Origin of the sequence: Pseudodesulfovibrio thermohalotolerans (assembly GCF_021353295.2) — a bacterium.
Lineage (GTDB): Bacteria > Desulfobacterota > Desulfovibrionia > Desulfovibrionales > Desulfovibrionaceae > Pseudodesulfovibrio > Pseudodesulfovibrio thermohalotolerans.
Genome location: NZ_CP120635.1, coordinates 204,181 through 224,019 on the forward strand (window position 1 = coordinate 204,181; position 19,839 = coordinate 224,019).

The 19,839-nt window shown below is 62.5% G+C and carries 20 protein-coding genes; 14 read left to right on the forward strand and 6 right to left on the reverse strand.

All coding sequences use genetic code 11. The annotated features are described in order from the left end of the window. The gene (locus LF599_RS00965; RefSeq protein WP_279521941.1) at nucleotides 1-1,056 is read left to right on the forward strand and encodes a response regulator; all 1,056 of its coding nucleotides are present in this window, start codon (nucleotides 1-3) and stop codon (nucleotides 1,054-1,056) included. 120 nt (nucleotides 1,057-1,176) lie between these two features. Here LF599_RS00965 and LF599_RS00970 read toward each other — a convergent pair whose 3' ends face one another. After that, on the reverse strand, nucleotides 1,177-3,606 hold the full coding sequence (locus LF599_RS00970; RefSeq protein ID WP_279521942.1) for a glycosyltransferase: 2,430 nt from the start codon (nucleotides 3,604-3,606) through the stop codon (nucleotides 1,177-1,179). Nucleotides 3,607-3,654: 48 nt separating this feature from the next. Next, nucleotides 3,655-4,005 carry a TraR/DksA family transcriptional regulator gene (locus tag LF599_RS00975; protein WP_269940829.1) on the reverse strand — a complete coding sequence of 117 codons (351 nt, stop codon included), beginning with the start codon at nucleotides 4,003-4,005 and terminating at the stop codon, nucleotides 3,655-3,657. Between the two features lie 174 nt (nucleotides 4,006-4,179). Between LF599_RS00975 and LF599_RS00980 the strand changes: the two genes are divergently transcribed. The 9 genes from LF599_RS00980 to metW all read left to right on the forward strand — a co-directional run bounded on the left by LF599_RS00980 (nucleotide 4,180) and on the right by metW (nucleotide 10,902). Further along, entirely contained in the window at nucleotides 4,180-4,665 is a 486-nt protein-coding gene (locus tag LF599_RS00980; RefSeq protein ID WP_279521943.1) for a DMT family transporter, read from the forward strand. 12 nt (nucleotides 4,666-4,677) lie between these two features. Next, complete coding sequence (locus LF599_RS00985) at nucleotides 4,678-5,544, forward strand: UbiA-like polyprenyltransferase (RefSeq protein WP_279521944.1); 867 nt, start codon at nucleotides 4,678-4,680, stop codon at nucleotides 5,542-5,544. A gap of 19 nt (nucleotides 5,545-5,563) precedes the next feature. Beyond that, the gene (locus LF599_RS00990) at nucleotides 5,564-6,949 is read left to right on the forward strand and encodes a mechanosensitive ion channel family protein (RefSeq protein ID WP_279521945.1); all 1,386 of its coding nucleotides are present in this window, start codon (nucleotides 5,564-5,566) and stop codon (nucleotides 6,947-6,949) included. Nucleotides 6,950-6,951: 2 nt separating this feature from the next. Continuing rightward, the gene (locus LF599_RS00995) at nucleotides 6,952-7,353 is read left to right on the forward strand and encodes a rhodanese-like domain-containing protein (RefSeq protein WP_279521946.1); all 402 of its coding nucleotides are present in this window, start codon (nucleotides 6,952-6,954) and stop codon (nucleotides 7,351-7,353) included. Next, nucleotides 7,350-7,757 (forward strand): FosX/FosE/FosI family fosfomycin resistance hydrolase, encoded by a 408-nt coding sequence (fosX, locus tag LF599_RS01000; protein ID WP_279521947.1) that lies wholly within the window; start codon nucleotides 7,350-7,352, stop codon nucleotides 7,755-7,757. The genes LF599_RS00995 and fosX overlap by 4 nt, the downstream gene beginning before the upstream one ends. A gap of 103 nt (nucleotides 7,758-7,860) precedes the next feature. Then, entirely contained in the window at nucleotides 7,861-8,616 is a 756-nt protein-coding gene (locus LF599_RS01005) for an urease accessory protein UreH domain-containing protein (protein WP_279521948.1), read from the forward strand. A 16-nt stretch (nucleotides 8,617-8,632) separates the two neighbouring features. Further along, a complete protein-coding gene (locus tag LF599_RS01010; protein ID WP_279521949.1) occupies nucleotides 8,633-9,043 on the forward strand; it encodes a MarR family winged helix-turn-helix transcriptional regulator in 411 nt (136 codons plus the stop codon). A 79-nt stretch (nucleotides 9,044-9,122) separates the two neighbouring features. Continuing rightward, a complete protein-coding gene (gene metX, locus LF599_RS01015) occupies nucleotides 9,123-10,310 on the forward strand; it encodes a homoserine O-acetyltransferase MetX (RefSeq protein WP_279523124.1) in 1,188 nt (395 codons plus the stop codon). After that, on the forward strand, nucleotides 10,300-10,902 hold the full coding sequence (gene metW, locus LF599_RS01020) for a methionine biosynthesis protein MetW (RefSeq protein ID WP_269941101.1): 603 nt from the start codon (nucleotides 10,300-10,302) through the stop codon (nucleotides 10,900-10,902). The genes metX and metW overlap by 11 nt, the downstream gene beginning before the upstream one ends. Nucleotides 10,903-11,087: 185 nt before the next feature. Here the strand turns inward: metW and LF599_RS01025 are convergent, their stop codons facing one another. The 3 genes from LF599_RS01025 to LF599_RS01035 form a co-directional block, all read right to left on the reverse strand. Continuing rightward, on the reverse strand, nucleotides 11,088-12,359 hold the full coding sequence (locus LF599_RS01025) for a glycosyltransferase (protein WP_279521950.1): 1,272 nt from the start codon (nucleotides 12,357-12,359) through the stop codon (nucleotides 11,088-11,090). A gap of 1 nt (nucleotide 12,360) precedes the next feature. Then, the gene (locus LF599_RS01030) at nucleotides 12,361-13,524 is read right to left on the reverse strand and encodes a glycosyltransferase family protein (RefSeq protein ID WP_279521951.1); all 1,164 of its coding nucleotides are present in this window, start codon (nucleotides 13,522-13,524) and stop codon (nucleotides 12,361-12,363) included. A 122-nt stretch (nucleotides 13,525-13,646) separates the two neighbouring features. Further along, the gene (locus LF599_RS01035; RefSeq protein ID WP_279521952.1) at nucleotides 13,647-14,750 is read right to left on the reverse strand and encodes a radical SAM protein; all 1,104 of its coding nucleotides are present in this window, start codon (nucleotides 14,748-14,750) and stop codon (nucleotides 13,647-13,649) included. 99 nt (nucleotides 14,751-14,849) lie between these two features. Here LF599_RS01035 and LF599_RS01040 point away from each other — a divergent pair, with 99 nt between their 5' ends. The 4 genes from LF599_RS01040 to LF599_RS01055 all read left to right on the forward strand — a co-directional run bounded on the left by LF599_RS01040 (nucleotide 14,850) and on the right by LF599_RS01055 (nucleotide 18,211). After that, a complete protein-coding gene (locus LF599_RS01040; protein ID WP_279521953.1) occupies nucleotides 14,850-15,629 on the forward strand; it encodes a polysaccharide deacetylase family protein in 780 nt (259 codons plus the stop codon). Nucleotides 15,630-15,745: 116 nt separating this feature from the next. Continuing rightward, on the forward strand, nucleotides 15,746-16,603 hold the full coding sequence (locus LF599_RS01045) for a GNAT family N-acetyltransferase (RefSeq protein WP_279521954.1): 858 nt from the start codon (nucleotides 15,746-15,748) through the stop codon (nucleotides 16,601-16,603). 44 nt (nucleotides 16,604-16,647) lie between these two features. Then, complete coding sequence (locus LF599_RS01050) at nucleotides 16,648-17,226, forward strand: WbuC family cupin fold metalloprotein (protein WP_279521955.1); 579 nt, start codon at nucleotides 16,648-16,650, stop codon at nucleotides 17,224-17,226. A 73-nt stretch (nucleotides 17,227-17,299) separates the two neighbouring features. Beyond that, nucleotides 17,300-18,211 carry a DMT family transporter gene (locus LF599_RS01055; protein WP_279521956.1) on the forward strand — a complete coding sequence of 304 codons (912 nt, stop codon included), beginning with the start codon at nucleotides 17,300-17,302 and terminating at the stop codon, nucleotides 18,209-18,211. 680 nt (nucleotides 18,212-18,891) lie between these two features. On the opposite strand, the gene LF599_RS01060 is transcribed toward LF599_RS01055, so the two are convergent. Beyond that, on the reverse strand, nucleotides 18,892-19,221 hold the full coding sequence (locus LF599_RS01060; RefSeq protein ID WP_279521957.1) for a hypothetical protein: 330 nt from the start codon (nucleotides 19,219-19,221) through the stop codon (nucleotides 18,892-18,894). Between the last annotated feature and the right edge of the window lie 618 nt (nucleotides 19,222-19,839).

Consider the following 19,839-nt stretch of genomic DNA (forward strand, 5'->3'; position numbering starts at 1 on the left):
ATGCCCCTGGATGACAAGCCTCTGAACGACAAGCCGACCGTTCTGATCGTGGACGACATCTCGACCAACATCGACGTGTTGGTCGAGACCCTGGAGGACCAGTACGAGATACTGGTGGCCCTGGACGGGGAGACCGCCCTTGAAACGGCCTTGGAGGACCTCCCGGACATCATCCTGCTCGACATCATGATGCCCGAAATGGACGGCTACGAGGTGTGCAGGCGGCTCAAGGCCGATGCCCGCACGGCGGACATCCCGGTCATATTCGTGACGGCCATGGACGATGTGGGCAACGAGACCAAGGGGCTCTCCCTCGGGGCCATCGACTACATTACCAAACCCATCTCGCCGGACATGGTCCGGGTCCGGGTGGCCAACCACCTGCATCTCGCTCAGCAGCACCGCATGTGCCGCAATCAGGTGGAGGAGCAGGTTCACGAGATCCGCCGGGGCCAGACGGACGCCATCCACATGCTCGGTCTGGCCGGGCACTACAACGACGACGACACGGGCGTTCATATCTGGCGGATGGCGAATTACGCCAAGCGACTGGCCAAGGAGATAGGCTGGTCCGTGGACATGCAGGAAATGCTCGTTCTGGCGGCTCCCATGCACGACACGGGCAAGATCGGCATTCCGGACAGCATCCTCAAGAAGCCCGGCAAGCTGGACGAGAGCGAGTGGGTCATCATGAAGAAGCACACGGTATACGGGCACAAGATTCTGTCCGTGGCCACCTCGCCCCTCTTCGATATGGCCGGGGCGATCGCCCTGTACCATCACGAGCGGTGGGCTGGCGGCGGCTATCCCGAGAATCTGGAGGGCGAGGCCATTCCCGAGGCGGCCAGGATCGTGGCCGTGGCCGACGTGTTCGACGCGCTGACCATGAAGCGGCCCTACAAGGAAGAGTGGCCCGTGGCGCGGGCCTTGGAATACATCCGCGACAGCGGCGGTCATTTCGAGCCGAGGCTGGCCGAGGCGTTCTGCGCCGCCGAAAAGGACATCGTGGACATCAAGACGCACTGGTCGGACAGGGAAAAGGGACTGTCTTCCTGATCCGCCCGGCATTTCGCAGCCCCCTGCCGCGCCCCATGGGCGAAGCGGGGGGCTTCGTTTTTTTCGACGGGTTGCCCTGTAAGGCGGATGGCTCCCGGGCTATTTCCGGTCCGCGTAGGCCTAGGCGGCCACGTGGGAGCCGAAGATTTCCCAGGTCTTGAGGAACGTGGCGTCGAAGGTGCGCTTCTCCACGTGGGAGCGGGCCTTGCGGCGCATGTATTGGATGCGCTCGGGGCTGTCGACCATGTGGAGGATGGCCCGGAGCAGGGAGTCGGGGTCCCCTGCCGGGACGATGAGCCCTGTTTCGTTGGCCAGGACGTTTTCGGCCGGGCCGCCCTTGTCGGTGACGATGACGGGCAGTCCGGAGGCCTGCGCTTCGAGGACCACGTTGCCGAAGGTGTCCGTGGCCGAGGGGAAGACGAAGAGGTCCGCGCTGGCATACGCCTGGGCCAGGGCCTCCCCTTTGAGCACGCCGGTGAAGGTCGTGGGCGTGGAGCGCAGGGCGCGCTGCATTTCGGGCAGGTACGGACCGTCGCCTACCACGATCAGTTGGATGGCGTCGCGCATACGGGACGCCTTGCGGAACGCCTCGGTAAGCACGTCGAGGCCCTTTTCCTTGGACACTCGGCCCACGTAGAGGAGCTTGACGCCGCCGCCCACTTCGAACTGGTTGAAGAATCCGTTGCGCTTGGAGGGGTGGAACCGCTCTGTGTCCACGCCGCGCGGATAGGTGACGATTTTGCCGGGATCGATGCCTCGGTCGATGAGCTCGAACTTGGTGGCTTCACTCGGCGCGTAGATGATCTGCATCTGGTTGTAGAACCAGGACATGTAGCGCCAGCAGCCGTCTTCCAGGGCCGCGTCCTCGGTGAACGCCCCGACGTACTCGGGGAAGGCCGTGTGATAGGTGCCGTGGAACGGGAGCTTGAGAATCTTGGAGATGGCCAGGGCCGCCAGGCCGACCGGGCCGGGCGTGGCCGCCAGGATGCAGTCGTATTCCTGCTCGAAGCAGTGGGTGAGCATGTCGAGGAAGGGCGGGTAGGCCAGGGAAATTTCGGGGTATTCCGGGATGTCGAAGCGCCCCACTGGTTCGAAGGACACCGCGCCGGGCACGTCGGCCTTGGCGCCGCAGGTGATGACGGTCATGTCCTTGCCGTGGCGGGCGACCATCTTCAACTGCTGGCGGATGGTCCGGGCGACGCCGTTGATTTCGTCGAAGGTGTCGGTGAAGTGGGCGATTTTGAGGTCGTCGTTGGTTCGCGTGTTTTTCTTGCGGAACCTGTCGCTGCACGAGTTGGAGAAGGCCCGCTCGGTGGAGAAGAGGTCGTAGCCCACGAAATAGGGGGCGAGCAGGGTGTAGAGGGAGCCTGCGGAGCCGATGGAGTGAAAGACGTCGAAGAGGTTGGCCCCGAGGACCGAGTTGAGGGTCCGGTCCGCGAACTGGGCGAGGACGCGGTTGGCGGCCAGGGAGACGAAACGGGCCCATTCGCGTTCCAGGGTGACGACGTCGTCGACTTTGCCCCTGGCGATGCGCAGGAGGGACGGGTCGTGGGCGATGATGTCGGCGGCCTCTTTGAGGAGCAGGCCCTGGACCGAGTCGGTGGGGCCGTATTCCCTGTGAAGGGTGGCCTTGCCCCGGCCGATGATGCGCTGGAGCAGGGAGGAGAGAGACGGCTTGGGGTCCACGCCGGGGGCCAGGGCGGACTTGATGAACCGGAAGCAGAGGTGCTCCGAGACCTCGGGGGCGAGTGAGCCCGTGCGCGACCTGTAGAACTGGTAGGCGATGCCGTAAAGGTTGTGGGCCATGGTCCGGGGATTGGCCGGGGTCCCGGCGGGTCTGGAGGTGTTGTCGCGCAGCCCGGTCAGGATGTTGTTCAGGGTGGGACGGCCGGGAAATAACGTGTGCATCCGGGCGATGTTCAGCGAGCTGTGGTCGTCGGAGCCGCCGGTGAGGCCCTTCTCCCACGGTTCGTCGCCCCAGGGCTCGATGCCGTGCAGGTTGGCCAGCCGGTCGATGTCGAGCGGGGTCAGCCGGGTGACTATGTCTCGCAGGTTTTTGTTCTGCCGGGCGTCGCGCGTGCCGTTCTCCTCCAGGATGTTGAAGAGGAGCAGGGCCTGTTCGAAGTGCGCCGGGGTCAGGCGGTCGTTGACGGCGAAAAGGGGATGGGCCAGGACGTGGACGATGCCCTGTTCGCGAAGGTAGGGAACCAGCTCGAAGACGTTCTCCCGGCAACGCTGGATGTCCTCGTGCTGGGCCTCGGTGATGTCGTAGGCGAGTACGTGGAGCTTGCAGCGGTCCTCGGGAAAGTAGGTGGTGATCTCCTCGCTGATGAAGGTCTTCGGCAGATGCGCGATCTCCAGCGCCCCGGCAATGGTGTTGTGGTCGGTGACGGTAACCATGTCCATGCCGCGGGCAATGGCGATGTCGTAGAGTCGGCGCGGCTCGGTGAAGCTCTCGGGGCAGCCGATCTTTTGCAGAATCCACTGCGACGGGCGCGTGGAATAGCGGGAGTGGACATGCATGTCCACCTTGAACATGGGGTCAGCCATGGGTCTCTCCGTTGCGGCTCGGGGCCGCGTGGTAATGCGTTCGGCGGCCTAGGCGCAACGGCGACTCAGGCCGTCCTCCTCCGCGGATTGGCAAGCCACGCAGAGGCGGGCCGATGGGTTTGCTTTGAGCCGGGCCACTCCGATCTCCTCGCCGCATTCCTCGCAGATGCCGTAGTCGGAATGGGAAAGGCGTTTGAGGGCCGCTTCGAGCTCGCGGATGCGGGTCACGTGGCGCCGCTGCATGGCCACGTTGAGCCCGTGCTGGGCGAGTTGTGCTGCGAAGTCGGTGTCGTCCGGGCAGTTCTCGAGAACGGTGCTGCCGCTGTCCAATTGGCCGTTGATGCTGTGCAGTCCCTGAATAAGATGGGACCGTATTTCCCTGATCTGGTTTCGGGTCATGATTTCCTCCGGCTGTTGGAGTTCGAGTTGATCTTTCCTAGACCCTCCGCCAATTCCATGGGTGGCGTTCCGGTGACGGGCTTTCGACATTTACGTGCATTCAATACTTGTGAAATCGTGGACGCCGTTGGCAAAGACCGATACCATTCAGATTCGGTTCGGCGATATTCCAGAATGACTCTCGAAAAACTCCAGATGAAGAAAGGGATTATTGCTATGAAGTGGATATTCGTACTGTTTGCCCTGCTCGCCGGGGCATTGATGCCGGTACAGGCGGGCATCAATCTTCGTCTTCGCGGTTCCCTGGGCGACCCGGTTTGGGCCGCGGCGGTTTCCTTTGGCGTCGGCACCCTGGTCCTGTTGGGCTATCTGCTGGCCGTGCGCGCGCCAGCGCCTTCCCTCGCCATGGCCGGGACGGCTCCGGTCTGGTCCTGGACGGGCGGTGCGTTGGGGGCGTTCTTCGTCTTCGCGACCATTGTTCTGGCCGGAAAGATAGGAGCGACCTCCATGATGGCGTGGCTCCTGGCGGGTCAGCTTTCGGCCGCCCTGGTGCTGGACCATTACGGGCTGCTCAGTTATCAGGTGCATACCGTGTCCTGGCCCCGCATCCTGGGAGTCGTTCTGCTCCTGGCCGGTGCCATGCTGGTCAACAAGTATTAGAGAGGAAAGACGATGAGTTTCGCCAAGAATCTGGCCACGGTCTGCCGGATGATAAAGATCGAGCATTCGGTTTTCGCCCTGCCGTTCGCCTACATGGGCGCGTTTCTGGCCGCCGGGGGATGGCCGGGGCTGTACAACATGGTCGTTTTGACCGTGGCCATGGTGGCCGTGCGTTCCTTCGCCATGGCCTTCAACCGCTACGCCGACCTGGACATCGACCGCGAGAATCCGCGCACGCAGAAGCGCGAGCTGGTCACGGGCGAACTGTCCACCCGCTTCACCCTGGTCTTTATCGGGGGTACGGCCCTGGTTTTCGTGGTCGCCTGTGGGCTGATGAATTCGCTGTGCCTCAAGCTGTCGCCTGTGGCCCTGGTCATGGCCGCGTCCTATAGCTTCTGCAAGCGGTTTACCTACTGGTGCCATTTTGTGCTCGGCACGGTGCTCGGGTTCGCCCCGGTAGCGGGCTGGATTTGCGTGGAGCCGGTCATCTCCCTGCCCTCGGTGCTGCTCTTCTGCGGCGTGACCCTGTGGGTGGCCGGGTTCGATCTGCTTTACGCCAGCCAGGACGCGGACTTCGACCGCAAGCGCGGGCTTCACTCCATCCCGGCACGGCTGGGCATCCCGGCGGCCCTGGGCATCTCGACCCTGAGCCACGCCGCCGCTGCCGCCTTCTTTCTGCTTGCGGGCTGGGCGGCCGGTCTGGGCGGAATTTATTTTACGGTGGCCGCCCTGATGGGTGTGACCCTCATGGCCGAGCATCTGCTGGTCAAGCCTGACGACATGAGCCGCGTGAACGTGGCCTTCTTCACCATGAACGGGGTCATTTCCGTGGTCCTGTTCGTTGCCACGGCGGTTGATCTGGCTGTCGGGAGCTGGTGAACGACGGCCTGGAGGCGCGATGAAGGAACAGCTTGAGCCGGTTTTAAACAAGCTTTCGGAAGCTTACCGATTCCTGGAAGGATGGTTTCGCGCCAATGTCCTGACCTGGCAGACCGCCGTTCAGTGGGCCGCCGCTGTCGCGGCCCTGCTCCTGTCCCTGGCCGTGTGGCGGCTCGTCCGGCCGGGCCTCGCCCGGTGGCGGGAGAGGCCCGGCGGCAATGCGCTGGGCCGAGCCGTGCTCACGGGCCTGGAGAGCACGGGCTGGATGTTCCTGTTCATCGCGCTGGTCCAGGCAGGCGGCGGGGCGTTCGAGCTGTTGGGGTATTCACCCTGGGTGCTGGACGCCGTGAGCCAGCTCGCCGCGGCCGGGATCGCGCTCCGGCTGCTGTCTTTCACCATGCCCAACAAGGTCCTGGCGCGGGGCACGGCCACCGTGGTCTGGGTATTCGTCTCCCTGCAAATCCTCGGCCTGCTCACTCCCCTGACCAATTTTCTGGAAAAGCTCTCCTTCTCCCTGGGCGACACCCGGTTCACCGCCCTTGGCGCGCTCAAAGGGCTGGTCCTGGCCGTGGTTTTGCTCCAGGCCGCGTCCATGCTGTCGCGCTTTGCGGCGAACCGCATCTCCAGTCTGAAGGGCGTTTCGCCCTCGGGCCAGGAGCTGCTCGGCAAAACGGTCAAGGTGGTCCTGTTCACCCTGGCCGTGCTGTTGGCCATGTCCGGGGTGGGCATCGATCTGACCAGTCTGGCCATCTTTTCCAGCGCGCTCGGCGTGGGCATCGGCTTTGGCCTTCAGACCATCATTTCCAACTACGTGGCCGGGGTCATTCTGCTCACGGACCGATCCATCAAGCCGGGCGACACCATTGAGGTCGGCGGGGTGTACGGCGTGGTCAGCGGGGTTTACGGCCGGTTCTCCTCGGTCAAGACCCGAGACGGCAAGGAATATCTCATCCCCAACGAGCACTTCGTGACCAACGAGGTCATCAATTGGACCTACTCGGACACGGACGTGCGGCTGCGCATTCCGGTGGGCATCTCCTATGGTTCGGACGTGAACAAGGCCATGCGCCTCATGGAGGAATCCACCCATGGGCTCAAGCGCGTCCTGACTTCGCCCGAGCCGCGCGCCTTGCTTATTGAGTTCGGGGACAGTTCGGTCAACCTGGAGCTGCGCGCCTGGATAGCGGACGCCAACGACGGGGTGTCCAACATCAAGAGCGAGGTCCTGCTGCGCATCTGGAATTCTTTCCACGAGAACGGCATCGAATTTCCTTTCCCGCAACGCGACGTGCTGCTTAAGGCCGGTTCCGCCCTGGCCGTGACCGTGGCCCGGGAAGGGGAGGGCTCCCCCGAGCCCGGGACATCCGACGATTCGCCTGACGGGGCCGTTAAAAGCGGGGAATAGCCATGCGCCTCCTGGCCGCCATCCTCATCGCCTTCGCCGTTCTGGTTCTGTGGGATGTGGGCTGGCTGCTGCTTCGTGGCGTGCGCCCCATGAGTCCCTGGGGGTTGCGCCGGGCCTTGCGCAAAGACCCCGCCCCGACCGTCCTGGATGTGCGCACCCCGGCGGAATACCGCCTCTTCCACATTCCCGGTGCGGTCAACCTGCCGTACCCCTTCACCTCGGAAGCCCTGTCCAACGCCCTCGACGATCCGGCGCGGCCCGTGGTCGTGGTCTGCATGACCGGGCACCGCTCCCAGCCCGCCGCGGTCCACCTGCAACGCGACGGCTTCAGCGACGTCAAGAACCTCACCTGGGGCATGTCCGCCTGGAAGCTCATCGGCGGCGGCACGGAGTCGGGTGAATGATCGAGGGACTGAGCCATATCACCTTCATCGTGAGTGATCTGGATCGCATGGAGGCGTTCCTTCGGGCGATCTTCGATGCCGAGCGGGTCTATGACAGCGGGGCGGACACGCACTCCCTGTCCCGCGAGCGGTTCTTCCTCATCGGCGGGGTCTGGGTGGCGACCATGGAGGGCGATCCGCTGGAGAGCCGGAGTTACAACCACGTGGCCTTCAAGATTCCGGACAGCGAGTTCGACGCCTATGAACGGCGCGTGCGCGAACAGGGCGTATCCGTCCGAGTGGGCCGTTCCCGGATCGCCGGGGAGGGCCGTTCCCTCTACTTCCACGATCACGACAATCATCTTTTCGAGTTGCATACCGGCACCTTGGACGAGCGGCTGGCCGTCTATTCCCCCTCGGAGTGAGCCGCGCTTCGTCCGTCCGGCATTTTATCTTGACAATCAAACTATGCCGTCGATAGAAAGTTTGAAAGTCAAACAATAATGCCATCGGCAAGCAGGACGGACAATGCAAATCGATTCCATATTTCAGGTGGCCCTGCAATCGAGCGTGTTTCTCGGGCTGGTGCACGGGATCAATCCGTGCGGCCATTCCTGGCTGGTTCTGGCCCCGTTCGTGTATGGCGAAAAACGCGGGGGGCGGGTCCTGTCCCTGACCCTCTCCTTCATCACCGGCACCACCCTGGCCTGTCTGCTCATCGGGCTGACGCTCGGCTCGGTCTCTCTGGCCATCCCCGAGTCGTTCGCCCTGTACGTGGACGTGGCCACCTTCGCGGTTCTGCTCGTCCTGGGGCTGATTCTGATCGTCCGGCCGCACCTGTTGCACAGTCATGACCACGATCACGATCACAACCATGACCGCGACGATCACGGCGGGCACGGGCACGATCACGATCATCATCACCATGACCACGATGATCGCGGCCGCGCCTGCTCCGGCCGGGCTTGTATGCCGTCGGCCCGGTCCGTGACCGCCTGGGGGCTGTTCGCCATCGGCTTCGTGAATATGATCGTGCCGTGCCCGACCGTGGCGCTCATGTACACCTACGCGCTCGATTCGGGCAGCGTGCTCAAGGGCACGGCGGTCTTCGCCGTCTACGCCGTGAGCACCGGGCTGACGCTGGGTGCGGTCATCTACGCCATCTACAAGGCGGCGGGGCTGATGCGCGCCCTGACCCGGGACTGGGTGGAACCGGCGGTCATGCGCGCCGCCGGGGTCATGACCATCGCCTTCGGGGCCTACAGCCTGTATGTGTCCATCTAAAAAGGGGGGGGACGGAATGGTCGACGGAATCAATCACGCCATAGTTGAGTTCTTCGAGAAGCTTTCATCCTGGGAGCACGACGTGGTCCGGGAAAAGGGCATGACCCTGCCGCAGATGCACACCCTGGAAGTGCTGGGCATACACGGGTCCATGCGCATGAAGGAGCTGGCCGAGGCCATGGGCGTCACCACCGGCACCCTGACCGTGCTGGTGGACCGTCTCGAAGACAAGGGGTGCGTTCGCCGGGTTCCGCACGACACGGACCGCCGGTCCATCAACGTGGAACTCGCCGATCAGGGCCGCATCCTGTTCGAGGAGCATGACCGCCTTCATCTCCGTCTCACCGAGGAGCTGCTGGCGGGCTGTTCCCCCGAGGACCGCGAGGTCCTCCTGCGCTGCCTGGTCTCCATGAACGCCCAGTTCTAAGCCTTGTCCATCCCTCCCATAAGGCATCCCGATGAGTGCGCCATTGACCGCACCCGTTCCCTGCCTTATTTTCTCCGCCATGAGTGAATATGTCGATCAGATCGAGACCGGCGAGTCCGTGGGGCTGGTGGAGAAGCGGTTCTTCACCTTCGGCGGCGACGAGCCGTTGGAGCTTGAGTCCGGGCGCAGGCTCGGGCCGGTGACGCTGGCCTACGAGACCTGCGGAACCCTCAACGCGGACAAGACCAACGCCATTCTGGTCTGTCACGCCCTGACCGGCGACTCCCACGTGGCCGGGGTCTACTCCGGGAACGAGCCCAAGCCCGGCTGGTGGAACATCATGGTCGGGCCGGGCAAGCCCATCGACACCGACAAGTATTTCGTCATCTGCTCCAACGTCATCGGCGGCTGCATGGGCTCCACCGGCCCCACGTCCGCCAACCCCGAGACCGGGCAACCCTACGGCGCGTCCTTCCCTGTGGTCACCATCGGCGACATGGTCCGCGCGCAACGGCATCTCGTCGACTCCTTCGGCATCGATACGCTGCTCGCCGTGGTCGGCGGCTCCGTGGGCGGTATGCAGGTTCTGGAATGGTCCGTGCGCTACCCGCACCGCGTCCATGCGGCCATACCCCTGGCCACGACCACCAAACACTCGGCGCAGGCCATCGCCTTCAACGAGGTCGCCCGCCAGGCCATCATGGCCGATCCCAAATGGAACCGGGGCGACTACTACGAAACCGGCAGGCCCGAGCACGGGCTGGCCGTGGCCCGGATGGTCGGACACATCACCTACCTGTCCGACGAATCCATGCGCCACAAGTTCGACCGCAGGCTCCAGGATCGCGTGGAACTCTCCTTCGACTTCGAGGCCGACTTCCAGGTGGAGTCCTACCTGCGCTATCAGGGCAACAAGTTCGTGGACAGGTTCGACGCCAATTCCTTCCTCTACCTGACCAAGGCCGCCGATTACTTCAATCTCGAAAACCATTACGGCGACGGCTCGCTGGTGGCTGCGTTCTCCCGCGCCTCCTGCCGCTATCTCGTGGTCTCCTTTACCTCGGACTGGCTCTACCCAACCTACCAGTCCAAGAACATGGTCAAGGCCATGAAAAAGAACGGCCTCGACGTTTCCTTCTGCGAGATCGAAGCCCCCTGGGGACACGACGCCTTCCTGTTGCCCAACAAACGCCTCAGCGACCTGCTTTCCGGCTTTCTCCACAAAATCTGCCTGCACTGCCGCATCGGAGCCCATGATGAGATATGATCTTCAAGTCATCGCCTCCTGGATCGAGCCGGGCAGCCGCGTTCTTGACCTCGGCTGCCGGACGGGCTCGCTGCTCGCTCACCTCGCCGAAAGGAAATCCATCATCGGCACCGGCATCGAGATCGACGAGGACGCCGCGGGCCGCGCCATCGCCAAGGGCCTCTCCGTCATTCACGGCGACATTTACGAGGAAATCGAGGATTATCCGGACAACGCCTTCGATTACGTCATCCTCTCCCAGGCCCTCATGCAGGTTCTCGATCCCGAGATTCTCATCCGCGAGATGCTCCGCGTCGGAAAGCTCGGCATCGTCTCGTTTCCGAATTTCACCCACTACAAGAACCGCTTCCAGATGTTCTTTACCGGACGCGCCCCCATGTCCAAGGAACTTCCCTACGAGTGGTACAACACCCCCAATATCCGGGTTATCCCCATCATCGACTTCCGACGTTTCTGCAAGCACCTCGGCGTGCCCATAGTCAAGGAACTCGCCCTTTCCACGCATCACCACGACGAACAGGGCAAGGTCATCAACTTCCTTCCCAATCTGTTCGCCACCTTCGGCGTCTTCATGCTCGGCCAGGCCCGATAGGGGGCGTGGTCGAAGTAGGGGCCTCGCTGGCCGGGCGTCTTCGACGGCCGGTGCGCTGCCCTGGATCCGCTAAAGAACCCTTTGAAAAGGGGTCTCTGGACTCTTCTGAATTTTATGGCGCCGTTGCACGGGTGGGGGATGGCGGAAGGTTGGGTTGTTTGCGCGGTCTGAGACCCGTCCGGGGGTTATCGGCCGCAGGGCACGTCGTGGCTTTTGTGGATTTCGCCGAGGTTGCGGATGAGCACCTTGTTATTGAAGAGCGCGTGCGCCTGTTTCACGGCGGCGGGGATGATGGCTCGCCGCAGGCCGTTGTCGGTGAGCGCGCGCTGGATAATGTCGGCCAGGGCCTTGGGGTCGTTGGACGGGCAGAGGAGTCCGGTTTGCTCGTGGGTGACCAGCTCGGGCACGCCGGAAACGTCGGTGGCGGCCACGGGCACGCCTGTGGCCATGGCTTCGGCTACCACGTTGGGGATGCCGTCCCGGTCGCCGTCCTTGGCCGTGCGGCAGCCGAGGGTGAAGCAGTCGGCGGCCCCGAGGAGCTTGATGACTTCGTCGTGAGTGATGGTGCCGGGGAGCGTGGTGACGTCGTCGAGGCCGAGGCTGTGGACGAGGTCCTTGATCTTGCGGTTGAATTTCGCCTTGCCTTCGCCGACCAGGGTGTACCGGAACTCGACGCCTCGCGCGCGCAGCTCGGCCAGCGCCTTGAGCACGGTGTCGAGGCCTTTCTTTTCCACGAACCGGGCCACGGTGAGGATGTGATAGGGCGGCTTGATTTCGGGCGAGCGTCCGTTGGGGGAAAAAAGGTCGAGGTTGATGCCGTGGTAGACGCAGTGGATGGGGTTGCCGTTGGCCACGTGCTCGCGGAGGTACTGTTCGTTGTACCGGGTGCAGGTGACGACGAATTTGGCGCGTTGCACCTTGTCCTGTATGCGGCGCGGGTCCTGGGTGTAGATGTCCTTGGCGTGGGCGGTGAAGGAGAAGGGAACTCCAGCGAGGCAGGCGGCGTACATGGTCACGGTGGTCGGGGTGTGGGCGAAGTGCCCGTGCAGGTGGGCCAGGTCCACGCCGTCGTCGATGACGGATTTCTGCATGATATACCCGGCCTGGAGCATGTGCTTGACCCAGGTGTGCTTTTTGGGGGCGAGCCGGAATCGTTTTTTCATCAAACCGAGGCATTCGCGGTATCTCTTGGGCATCCGCAGGAAGAGGCGGATGTTGTGATAGAGCAGGGTCGGCAGTCCCCAGATCATGGACGAGGGCAGGTAGGTGACGCCCGCCTTGATCTGTTTGATGGACTCGTGGGAGAAATTTTCGCGCGGGGCGCGCATGGAATAGATGTGGATCTTGAAGCCCATCTCTTCGAGCAGGCGGATCTCGTTGGAGATGAAGGTTTCGGAAATGCGGGGGTAGCCCTTGAGCACCATGCCCAAGGTCTTGTTGGCGGGATGTTCGGTCATGTCAGCAGTTCTCGCGGAAGAATTGGAGGCGTTCGCGCATGACGTCCAGTCCGGTCATGGCGAAGGAGTTCAGGGCGGCGGTGCAGGATGACGGATCGTCGAGCAGGGCATTGATCTTTTCGCGCATGGTTTCGGGCGAGATCTTGTCCCATTCGATGAATTCGCAAAGCCCCTGATCCTTGAAGACCTGCGCGCGGATGAGCTGCTCCTGGCGCGGAGTGTCGCGCGGGATGATGAGCGAGGGCTTCTTGAGGGAGAGAATTTCGCACATGGTGTTGTAGCCGCCCATGGAGACCACGAGGTCGGACTTGGCCATGCGTTTTTCCATGTTGCGCACGAAGGGTTTGATCTGGACCTTGAGGGACCGGGCGCGGTCGGCCAGTTCATCGAGCCTTTCGGGGGAGAGGAACGGGCCGGTTATCATGAGGGTCTTGAAATCCACGGAGCCGTTTGTTTCGAGCATCTTGAGGTAGGTGTCGAGGACCACGTATCCGTCGCCGCCCCCGCCGATGGTGACGATGACCTGCTTGTGCTTGCGCTTGGCTTTGCGGGTGCTGGGCACGAAGCGCGGGATGTAGCCCGTGAATACGGTCTTGGCGGCGATGTCGTCGGGGAAGGCGTATTCGGTGATCGGGTCGTACATGGATTTTGCGCCGTAGACCCATATCTCCGAGTAGAGGTCGCGCAGTACCTCGGGGAATTTTTTTCGTTTCCAGTCGGCGCGGGTGGACTCGGCGTCATCGAGGATGTCGCGCAGGCCGAGGACCACCCGGGAGCAGGGCCGGTGCTTGCGCATCCACTTGAGGGTGGGCAGCACCTCGCGCTTGAGCCCGGTGGGGACCTTGTCCACGATGAGCAGGTCCGGTTTGAAGCTTTTGGCGGTGGCTGAAATGATTTGGGTGCGGATGGAAATGGCGATCTTGGGGTCGACCTTGATGGAGTGGGGCACGTAGACGACGTTGGTTTTCTTTATCATCCCGGGGATGCGCACGAAGTCGATGCCCTTCGGCATGGAGTAGCGGCCGACGATGGGGGAGCCGGTGATGATGAGGATGTTCACCTCCGGTCCGACCAGGTTCCGGGCGATGGCCATTGTGCGGCGGATGTGTCCCAGACCGTAAGTGTCATGGGAGTACATGAGGATGTTGTAGGCTTTTGATTTCATGGGCCTTCGTTCGTCACAACACGCCGAACGGGTCGTTGTTTTCTATAACGCCTTCACCGTATAGGGTTGCAGGGATTATGTCCAGAATCGGTCCAGCCCGATGATATGTCTTTGAAAACTCGTCATGACGCGGCGTTGACATCCAGGCAGATGCCGGGGTCGAAGCCGGGCGCGTCGGGGCGGGCGGCGTTCAGGTTTTCGGTGTAGAGCCCGTTGCCTGGCCTGGCCTGCGCAGCGCGTTTAAAGTGCCGGACGGCCTCGTCCCTGTCGCCGTTACGCCAGGCCAGTACGCCGAGGTTGTTCTCTCCGCACGGGTTGCCTGGAGCCGTTTCGTTGGCCCGCAGGAAAGCGGTTTTGGCGGCATCGTTCTCGGCCACCACGGCGAATTGGACGCCTTCCACCAGAGCCGCCTGGGCGGCGGTCAGCCGAACGTGGTCCAGGCCTCGGCAGGGGCAGCGTTTCTTGGTGCAGGGCGGATATCCCTCGTAGAGGCGTACCTCGTCCATGACGTTGCCGAGGACCGTCTTGTCGCCGGGGCATCGGAAGATGGTTCCGTCCGGCTCCATCCGCAGGAGGGTTCGGCCCGCCGAGCAGGGCAGCCCTTCGAAATTGAAGGCCACCTTTTTGCCCTGTTCCGGGTGGTCGGCGAAGATGGACCGGGCCCGGTTCCCATATGCCTCGGGGTAGCGGCGTCCGTCGAAGGTGCCCCGGAAGGGGCGCGGGGTGATCTTGATGCCGTGGCCGCCGAAGAATGCGACGTCCGCGTGGAATCGTTTTTCCAGGGTGGGGTGGACCACGTAGTTGACGATGATCTCGAAGCCCTTGTCCAGAAGCAGACGGGCGTTTCGGATGAAGGCGTCCACGCCCTTGACCCGCTCGCGCTCTTCGATATGCAGGGCGACGTAGAGGTTGTGGACCCGTGCGGGATCGACGCGTTCCGCGAACTCGCGCACCTTGGAGGATGCCGACAGGTTGGTGTCGATACCGATGATGTGGCTCTCGGTCAGGATTTCGCAGACGTCGACGATGCCTGGATAGATGAACGGCTCGCCGCCGGTCAGGCCGACCTTCCAGGTCTTGCCTGTGGCGTCGAGAAAGTCCTTGATGCGCCGGGCGTCCAAGGTCTCCGTCACCGGGGAGTTGTCGTGTGGGAAGTAACAATATTCACAACGGAAATTGCATTTCCGCGTCATATTCCAGATGATGGAATTGCTGGGAACGATCATGGCAATGAGTCCTCTGTGGAAGGTCCTGCCACAATGTCGATAAAAATGCCAGTGGGGGTAGTGGCTTTTATTTACAAGCTCTGTTACAACCATCGTCCCATGACAGTTGACTCTATGAACATGCTGCTGCGCGAGCTGGACGCCTGGAAGGACGCGGGTAAGACCGCCGAGTTCTGGTGGCGCGACGACGACGTGGCCGAACCGACCGTGGCCCTGGACCGTCTCATCGCCCTGAGCGATCGGTTCAGCGTACCCTGCGGCCTGGCCACCGTTCCGGCCAAGGCTGGCGAACCTTTGCGCAAGAGCGTGTCCCACGCCCACAATCTGTGGGTGCTGCAGCACGGCTTCGCCCATGTGAACCACGCCCCGTCCGGCGCGGGCGCATGGGAGCTTGGCCATCATCGGCCCAAGTCCGTGATCCTCGACGAACTCAAGCAGGGCATGGTCAAGCTCACCCAACTGTTCAAGACCCGGTTCGTGCCCGTTTTGGTGCCGCCGTGGAATCGTATCGATCCCGAACTGCTCCCCTATCTGCCGGTGATGGGTTACCGGGGGCTGTCCGCCAGCTACAAGAAGCACCGGCCTGCGCCGCCCGCCGAATTGCGCGTTGCGGACGCCTGCTGCGATGTGCTTCACTGGAAGGACAAGCCGCATGTGCGTTTTGCCGGAACGGAAAAGTGCCTGAAATCGTTGGTGGAGCACTTGAAGGACAAGCGCACGGGCGAAATTTCCCCGGCTGAACCCACCTGTTTGCTGACCCACCATATGGTCATGGACGCCGATGCATGGGCTTTTGTGGAGTCGCTGTTCGAGGCGACCACGGCGCATTCGGCGGCCGAGTGGGTCTCCCCAGCCTCGATTTGGCCTGCCGGAGCCTGATTCCGGCCCCGAGGACATTCGGTTTTCGCAGTCCGGCACCTGAACGGTAGGTTTTTGCTTGCACACGGCGGGCGAACGATCTACCGTCCCTTCGAACCATTTCCCAGAGGACTGCCATGACCGCTACACTGCGCCGGATGATGCCTGAGGATGTCGATGCCGTCTGCACTTTGCTGCACGACCACATGAACCCGAATTTCACCCTGAAGCGATGGAAGGCTCTTTTCGCCCCCTCATGGTGCGGGGCGGATCACGATATGGGCATTGTCGCCGAGGACAATGGACGCATTGTGGGCGTGCATGGGCATGTCTGTTCCTACCGCGTCATCGACGGCCAGCGGGAGCGGTTCCGGAATTTTTCTTCCTGGTACATTCTCAAGGAATACCGCAAGCAAGGTCTTGGCTCGGCCATGGTGGAAATGGCCACCTCCGACCCCGATGTGACCTGCACGGTCTTTTCCCTATCCCCCAAACGAATCGACTTCTTCAGCAAGCTGGGCATGAACGTGCTTGAGGAAGAGCGGCTCCTGTGGCGCAAGACCGGCAAGCCCTACGAGAATCTCGAACTGGTCAGCGACCCCGTGAAGATTCGGCAATGCTGCGACCTGGGCGATATCCGCGTCTTCGACGACCATCGCGAGCTGCCGGTCATTCCGGTTCTGGTCATGACCCGGTGCACCCAGTGCCTGCTTTTCCTGTCCCGGGCGGTCAAGCACGACGGCGTGGTCTACTACGACGTGCTCTACCGCTCCAATCCGGCCATGTTCACCAAGCGTGTCCAGGATATCGCCGAGGCCCTGCTGCCGGACGACGAATGCGTGTTGGCTGCGGACCGGAGATTCGTGGACGGCGATGCCGAGGGCGAGGTGGAAGTCATCAAGTGCCCGAGATTCTACAAGTCCAAGCGGGTGCAGCCCGAGGACATTGATCTGGCCTATTCCGAGATATCCCTGCTGGGACTCAAGCTCGACTAGCCGCCGCTCTTGCCCTGAACGGCCCGGCAGGGTACGAACGGGGCATGAGTGAAGAAAAAAGCCATCCCACGGCCCTGGAAGCGCCTTCGGGCGACGTCGTCTCCCTGACCCTCAGCCTGGTGGGGAAGCTCCTTGCGCGTTCGCGGCAAAACCCGCGCAAGCGGATGCTCCAGAAGCTGCACAAGTCCCTGGACGCTCCGGCGCACCGCATGTTCAACGCCATGCAGCCCGGCACCTACATCATGCCGCATAGGCATCTCGAACCGGCCAAGGACGAAACCATTCTGGTCATGGCCGGGTCCATGCTTTTCATTCAATTCACTGACGACGGCGAAGTCGCCGACCAGATTCTTCTTCAGCCCGGCACCGAAACCTTCGGGGTGGACGTGGCCCCGCATGTCTATCATACGTTCGTTCCCCTCAAGCCTGACACCCTGGTCTTCGAATGCAAGACCGGGCCTTACGCCGAAGAGTCGGACAAGAACGTGCCTGACTGGGCGCCGCGGGAAGGGACCCCGGAAGCCGAGGAGTACCTTCTGGGGCTGCTCAAGAAGCTGGCGGCCAAGGCCAACGCCGAGGCTGAGGCTGTCAAGGCGGAGCGGGGCGACGAGCCCGATCAATAGTGGGTTGCCGGTCTTGCCGCCCGGCACCGAATACAGTACACGGGGTAAGTTTTTCCCGTAAGGAGACTTCCCCGTGAACACTCGCGCATTTCGCGCCGACGTCCTGCTTTTCATCACCGCCGCCATCTGGGGCCTGGCCTTCGTGGCCCAGCGCGTCGGCATGGAGCACGTCGGCCCCCTGACTTTCAACGGCATCCGTTTCGCCTTGGGCGCGGTGGCCCTGATTCCTCTCGCCATGACCATGGAGCGCAGGCGCGTTCCCGGAACCGCCGTGGCCGATCGCAAGCGCATGGCCGTGGGCGGAATATTCCTCGGTCTGGCGTTGTTCATTGGTGCCTCTTTGCAACAGATCGGGCTGGCCGGTCCGCAGTTGGCCGAGTTCGGCCTGGAGGCGTCCACCGCGGGCAAGGCCGGGTTCATCACCGGTCTGTATGTGGTCCTGGTGCCTATCTTCGGCCTGCTCCTGGCCCAGCGGCCCGGCTGGGGCACCTGGGTGGGCGCGAGCCTGGCCGTGGTCGGCATGTATCTTCTTTCCGTCTCCGCCGATTTGACCATCTCCTTCGGCGACATGCTCGTTCTCGTGGGTGCGTTTTTCTGGGCGGGGCACGTTCTGCTCGTGGGCAAGCTTTCGCCCGGCCTGGACGGGGTGGACGCCATCAAGCTGTCCACTATCCAGTTCGCCGCCTGTGCGATTTTGTCTCTCATCGGGGCGGTCGCCACCGAGGAAATCACCCTTGCGGGCATCTTCGGCGCGGGCCCGGCCATCCTGTACGGCGGCCTCATGTCCGTGGGCGTGGCCTATACCCTTCAAGTGGTCGCCCAACGCGACGCCCAGCCCGCCCATGCTGCCATTATCCTCAGCCTGGAATCGGTGTTCGCCGCCGTGGGCGGGTGGATGATGCTCGGCGAGGTGCTCACCACCCGAGGGATGGTTGGTTGCGCTCTCATGCTCGGCGGCATGGTGTTGAGTCAGTTGAAGCCGTAGGCGGCGTCTTCATCGCCTTTTGGAAAGCGGAAGGCCGTCCCTCGGGGCGGCTTTTTTGTTTGGGACAGGCTGTTTCTTTTATTGATGACAGGTTGGTTTAGCGGGAAGGTGCGCCAGTTTGATAGGGCAGGCGTGCCTTTGGCGCGAGAGCCAGTGGGGGCGGCTTTGCCTTCCCCAGCTTCCATGCCCTCCCGGCGGGGTCCATTTCTTTTGCTGGCCCAAAAGAAATAGACGAAAGAAAAGGGCCTTGCGCGATCTTGGCCGCCCGCAGGATCTTCAGCAAGAATCCGATCCGCTCGGGTCGGCTCCACCCGATCAAAAGTATAGGGCCTTCTCTGGTGTACAGCTCCCCATTTTCGATAGCACTTTCTTGCTCGTAACAGGAGCCGCCGTCCCTTCGCGGTCGGTTTCTAGGCCGCTGATCCAGGGCTGGGGTTGGGTGATTCTTCGCAGGAGCTTGGTTGTGGGGGAGGGAGTGTTTTCGCGGGATGGTGCGCCAGCTTGTTGAGGCTGTGAGAGCCAGTGGGGTCGGCTTCGCCTTCCCCCAGCTTCCATGCCCTGCGCGGGCGGCGGATCTTTTTTGCTTGCCCAAAAAAGAACCAAAAAAGGGCCTTGCGCCAGCTCGGCCGCCCGCAGGATCTTCGGCGAGAATCCGATCCGCTCGGGTCGGCTCCACCCGATCAAAAGTATAGGGCCTTCTCTGGTGTAAAGCTCCCCACTATCGATAGCACTTTCTTGATCGTCACAGGAGCCGCCGCCCCTTCGCGGTCGGCTTCTACGCCGCTGATCCAGGGCTGGGGTTGGGTGATTCTCCACAGGAGCTTGGTTGCGGGGGAGGGGGCTTTTTGCGGGATGGTGTGCCAGCTTGTTAGGGCTGTGAGAGCCAGTGTGGAGGCTTCGCCTTCCCCAGCTTCCATGCCCTGCGCGGGCGGCGGATCTTTTTTGCTTGCCCAAAAAAGAACCAAAAAAGGGCCTTGCGCCAGCTCGGCCGCCCGCAGGATCTTCGGCAAGAATCCGATCCGCTCGGGTCGGCTCCACCCGATCAAAAGTATAAGTTCTTCTCTGGTGGCCCGCTCTCCACTATCGATAGCACTTCCTCGATTGTCACAGGAGCCGCCGTCCCTTCGCGGTCGGCTTCTACGCCGCTGATCCAGGGCTAGTGCTAGTAGGACCTTTAAGGGGGGGGCGGTCGCCTTTGGGTGTTTTTAGGAGAACGAAGAGCCTGAAATAGGTCCTTCCCGCGTTGGAAGACAGGGCCTCGCTTGCGCGGAAGACATTCGAAAGCCGGGGCCTAGAGCCTGTCTGAAGCGGCGAAGCGTGGGCCGACTGCGTCTGCCAAAGGCAGACATCCTGTCGGGCAGCGAAAGCCGCTACAGGCTCTTGGCCACTGCTTTCGGGAGCACGCAGGGCCAAAAAGCGCAGTTTTTGCTTCCTTTTTTCTGCGCCAGCTTGGCCGCCCGCAGGATCTTCGGCAAGAATCCGATCCGCTTGGGTCGGCTCCATCCCAGCAAAAGTATAGGGCCTTCTCTTGTGTACAGCTCCCCACTCCCGATAGCACTTTCTTGCTCGTCACAGGAGCCGCCGTCCCTTCGTGGTCGGCTTCTAGGCCGCTGATCCAGGGCTGGGGT

Bases quoted from the DNA above. Each gene is read 5' to 3' on its own strand.
- LF599_RS01045 (WP_279521954.1), top strand. From the start codon at position 15,746: ATGACCGCTACACTGCGCCGGATGATGCCTGAGGATGTCGATGCCGTC.
- LF599_RS00965 (WP_279521941.1), top strand. From the start codon at position 1: ATGCCCCTGGATGACAAGCCTCTGAACGACAAGCCGACCGTTCTGATC.
- metW (WP_269941101.1), top strand. From the start codon at position 10,300: ATGAGATATGATCTTCAAGTCATCGCCTCCTGGATCGAGCCGGGCAGC.
- LF599_RS00970 (WP_279521942.1), bottom strand. From the start codon at position 3,606: ATGGCTGACCCCATGTTCAAGGTGGACATGCATGTCCACTCCCGCTAT.
- LF599_RS01010 (WP_279521949.1), top strand. From the start codon at position 8,633: ATGGTCGACGGAATCAATCACGCCATAGTTGAGTTCTTCGAGAAGCTT.
- LF599_RS01030 (WP_279521951.1), bottom strand. From the start codon at position 13,524: ATGAAATCAAAAGCCTACAACATCCTCATGTACTCCCATGACACTTAC.
- LF599_RS01035 (WP_279521952.1), bottom strand. From the start codon at position 14,750: ATGATCGTTCCCAGCAATTCCATCATCTGGAATATGACGCGGAAATGC.
- metX (WP_279523124.1), top strand. From the start codon at position 9,123: ATGAGTGAATATGTCGATCAGATCGAGACCGGCGAGTCCGTGGGGCTG.
- LF599_RS01040 (WP_279521953.1), top strand. From the start codon at position 14,850: ATGACAGTTGACTCTATGAACATGCTGCTGCGCGAGCTGGACGCCTGG.
- LF599_RS00980 (WP_279521943.1), top strand. From the start codon at position 4,180: ATGACTCTCGAAAAACTCCAGATGAAGAAAGGGATTATTGCTATGAAG.
- LF599_RS00975 (WP_269940829.1), bottom strand. From the start codon at position 4,005: ATGACCCGAAACCAGATCAGGGAAATACGGTCCCATCTTATTCAGGGA.
- fosX (WP_279521947.1), top strand. From the start codon at position 7,350: ATGATCGAGGGACTGAGCCATATCACCTTCATCGTGAGTGATCTGGAT.
- LF599_RS01005 (WP_279521948.1), top strand. From the start codon at position 7,861: ATGCAAATCGATTCCATATTTCAGGTGGCCCTGCAATCGAGCGTGTTT.
- LF599_RS00990 (WP_279521945.1), top strand. From the start codon at position 5,564: ATGAAGGAACAGCTTGAGCCGGTTTTAAACAAGCTTTCGGAAGCTTAC.
- LF599_RS01025 (WP_279521950.1), bottom strand. From the start codon at position 12,359: ATGACCGAACATCCCGCCAACAAGACCTTGGGCATGGTGCTCAAGGGC.
- LF599_RS01050 (WP_279521955.1), top strand. From the start codon at position 16,648: ATGAGTGAAGAAAAAAGCCATCCCACGGCCCTGGAAGCGCCTTCGGGC.
- LF599_RS00995 (WP_279521946.1), top strand. From the start codon at position 6,952: ATGCGCCTCCTGGCCGCCATCCTCATCGCCTTCGCCGTTCTGGTTCTG.
- LF599_RS00985 (WP_279521944.1), top strand. From the start codon at position 4,678: ATGAGTTTCGCCAAGAATCTGGCCACGGTCTGCCGGATGATAAAGATC.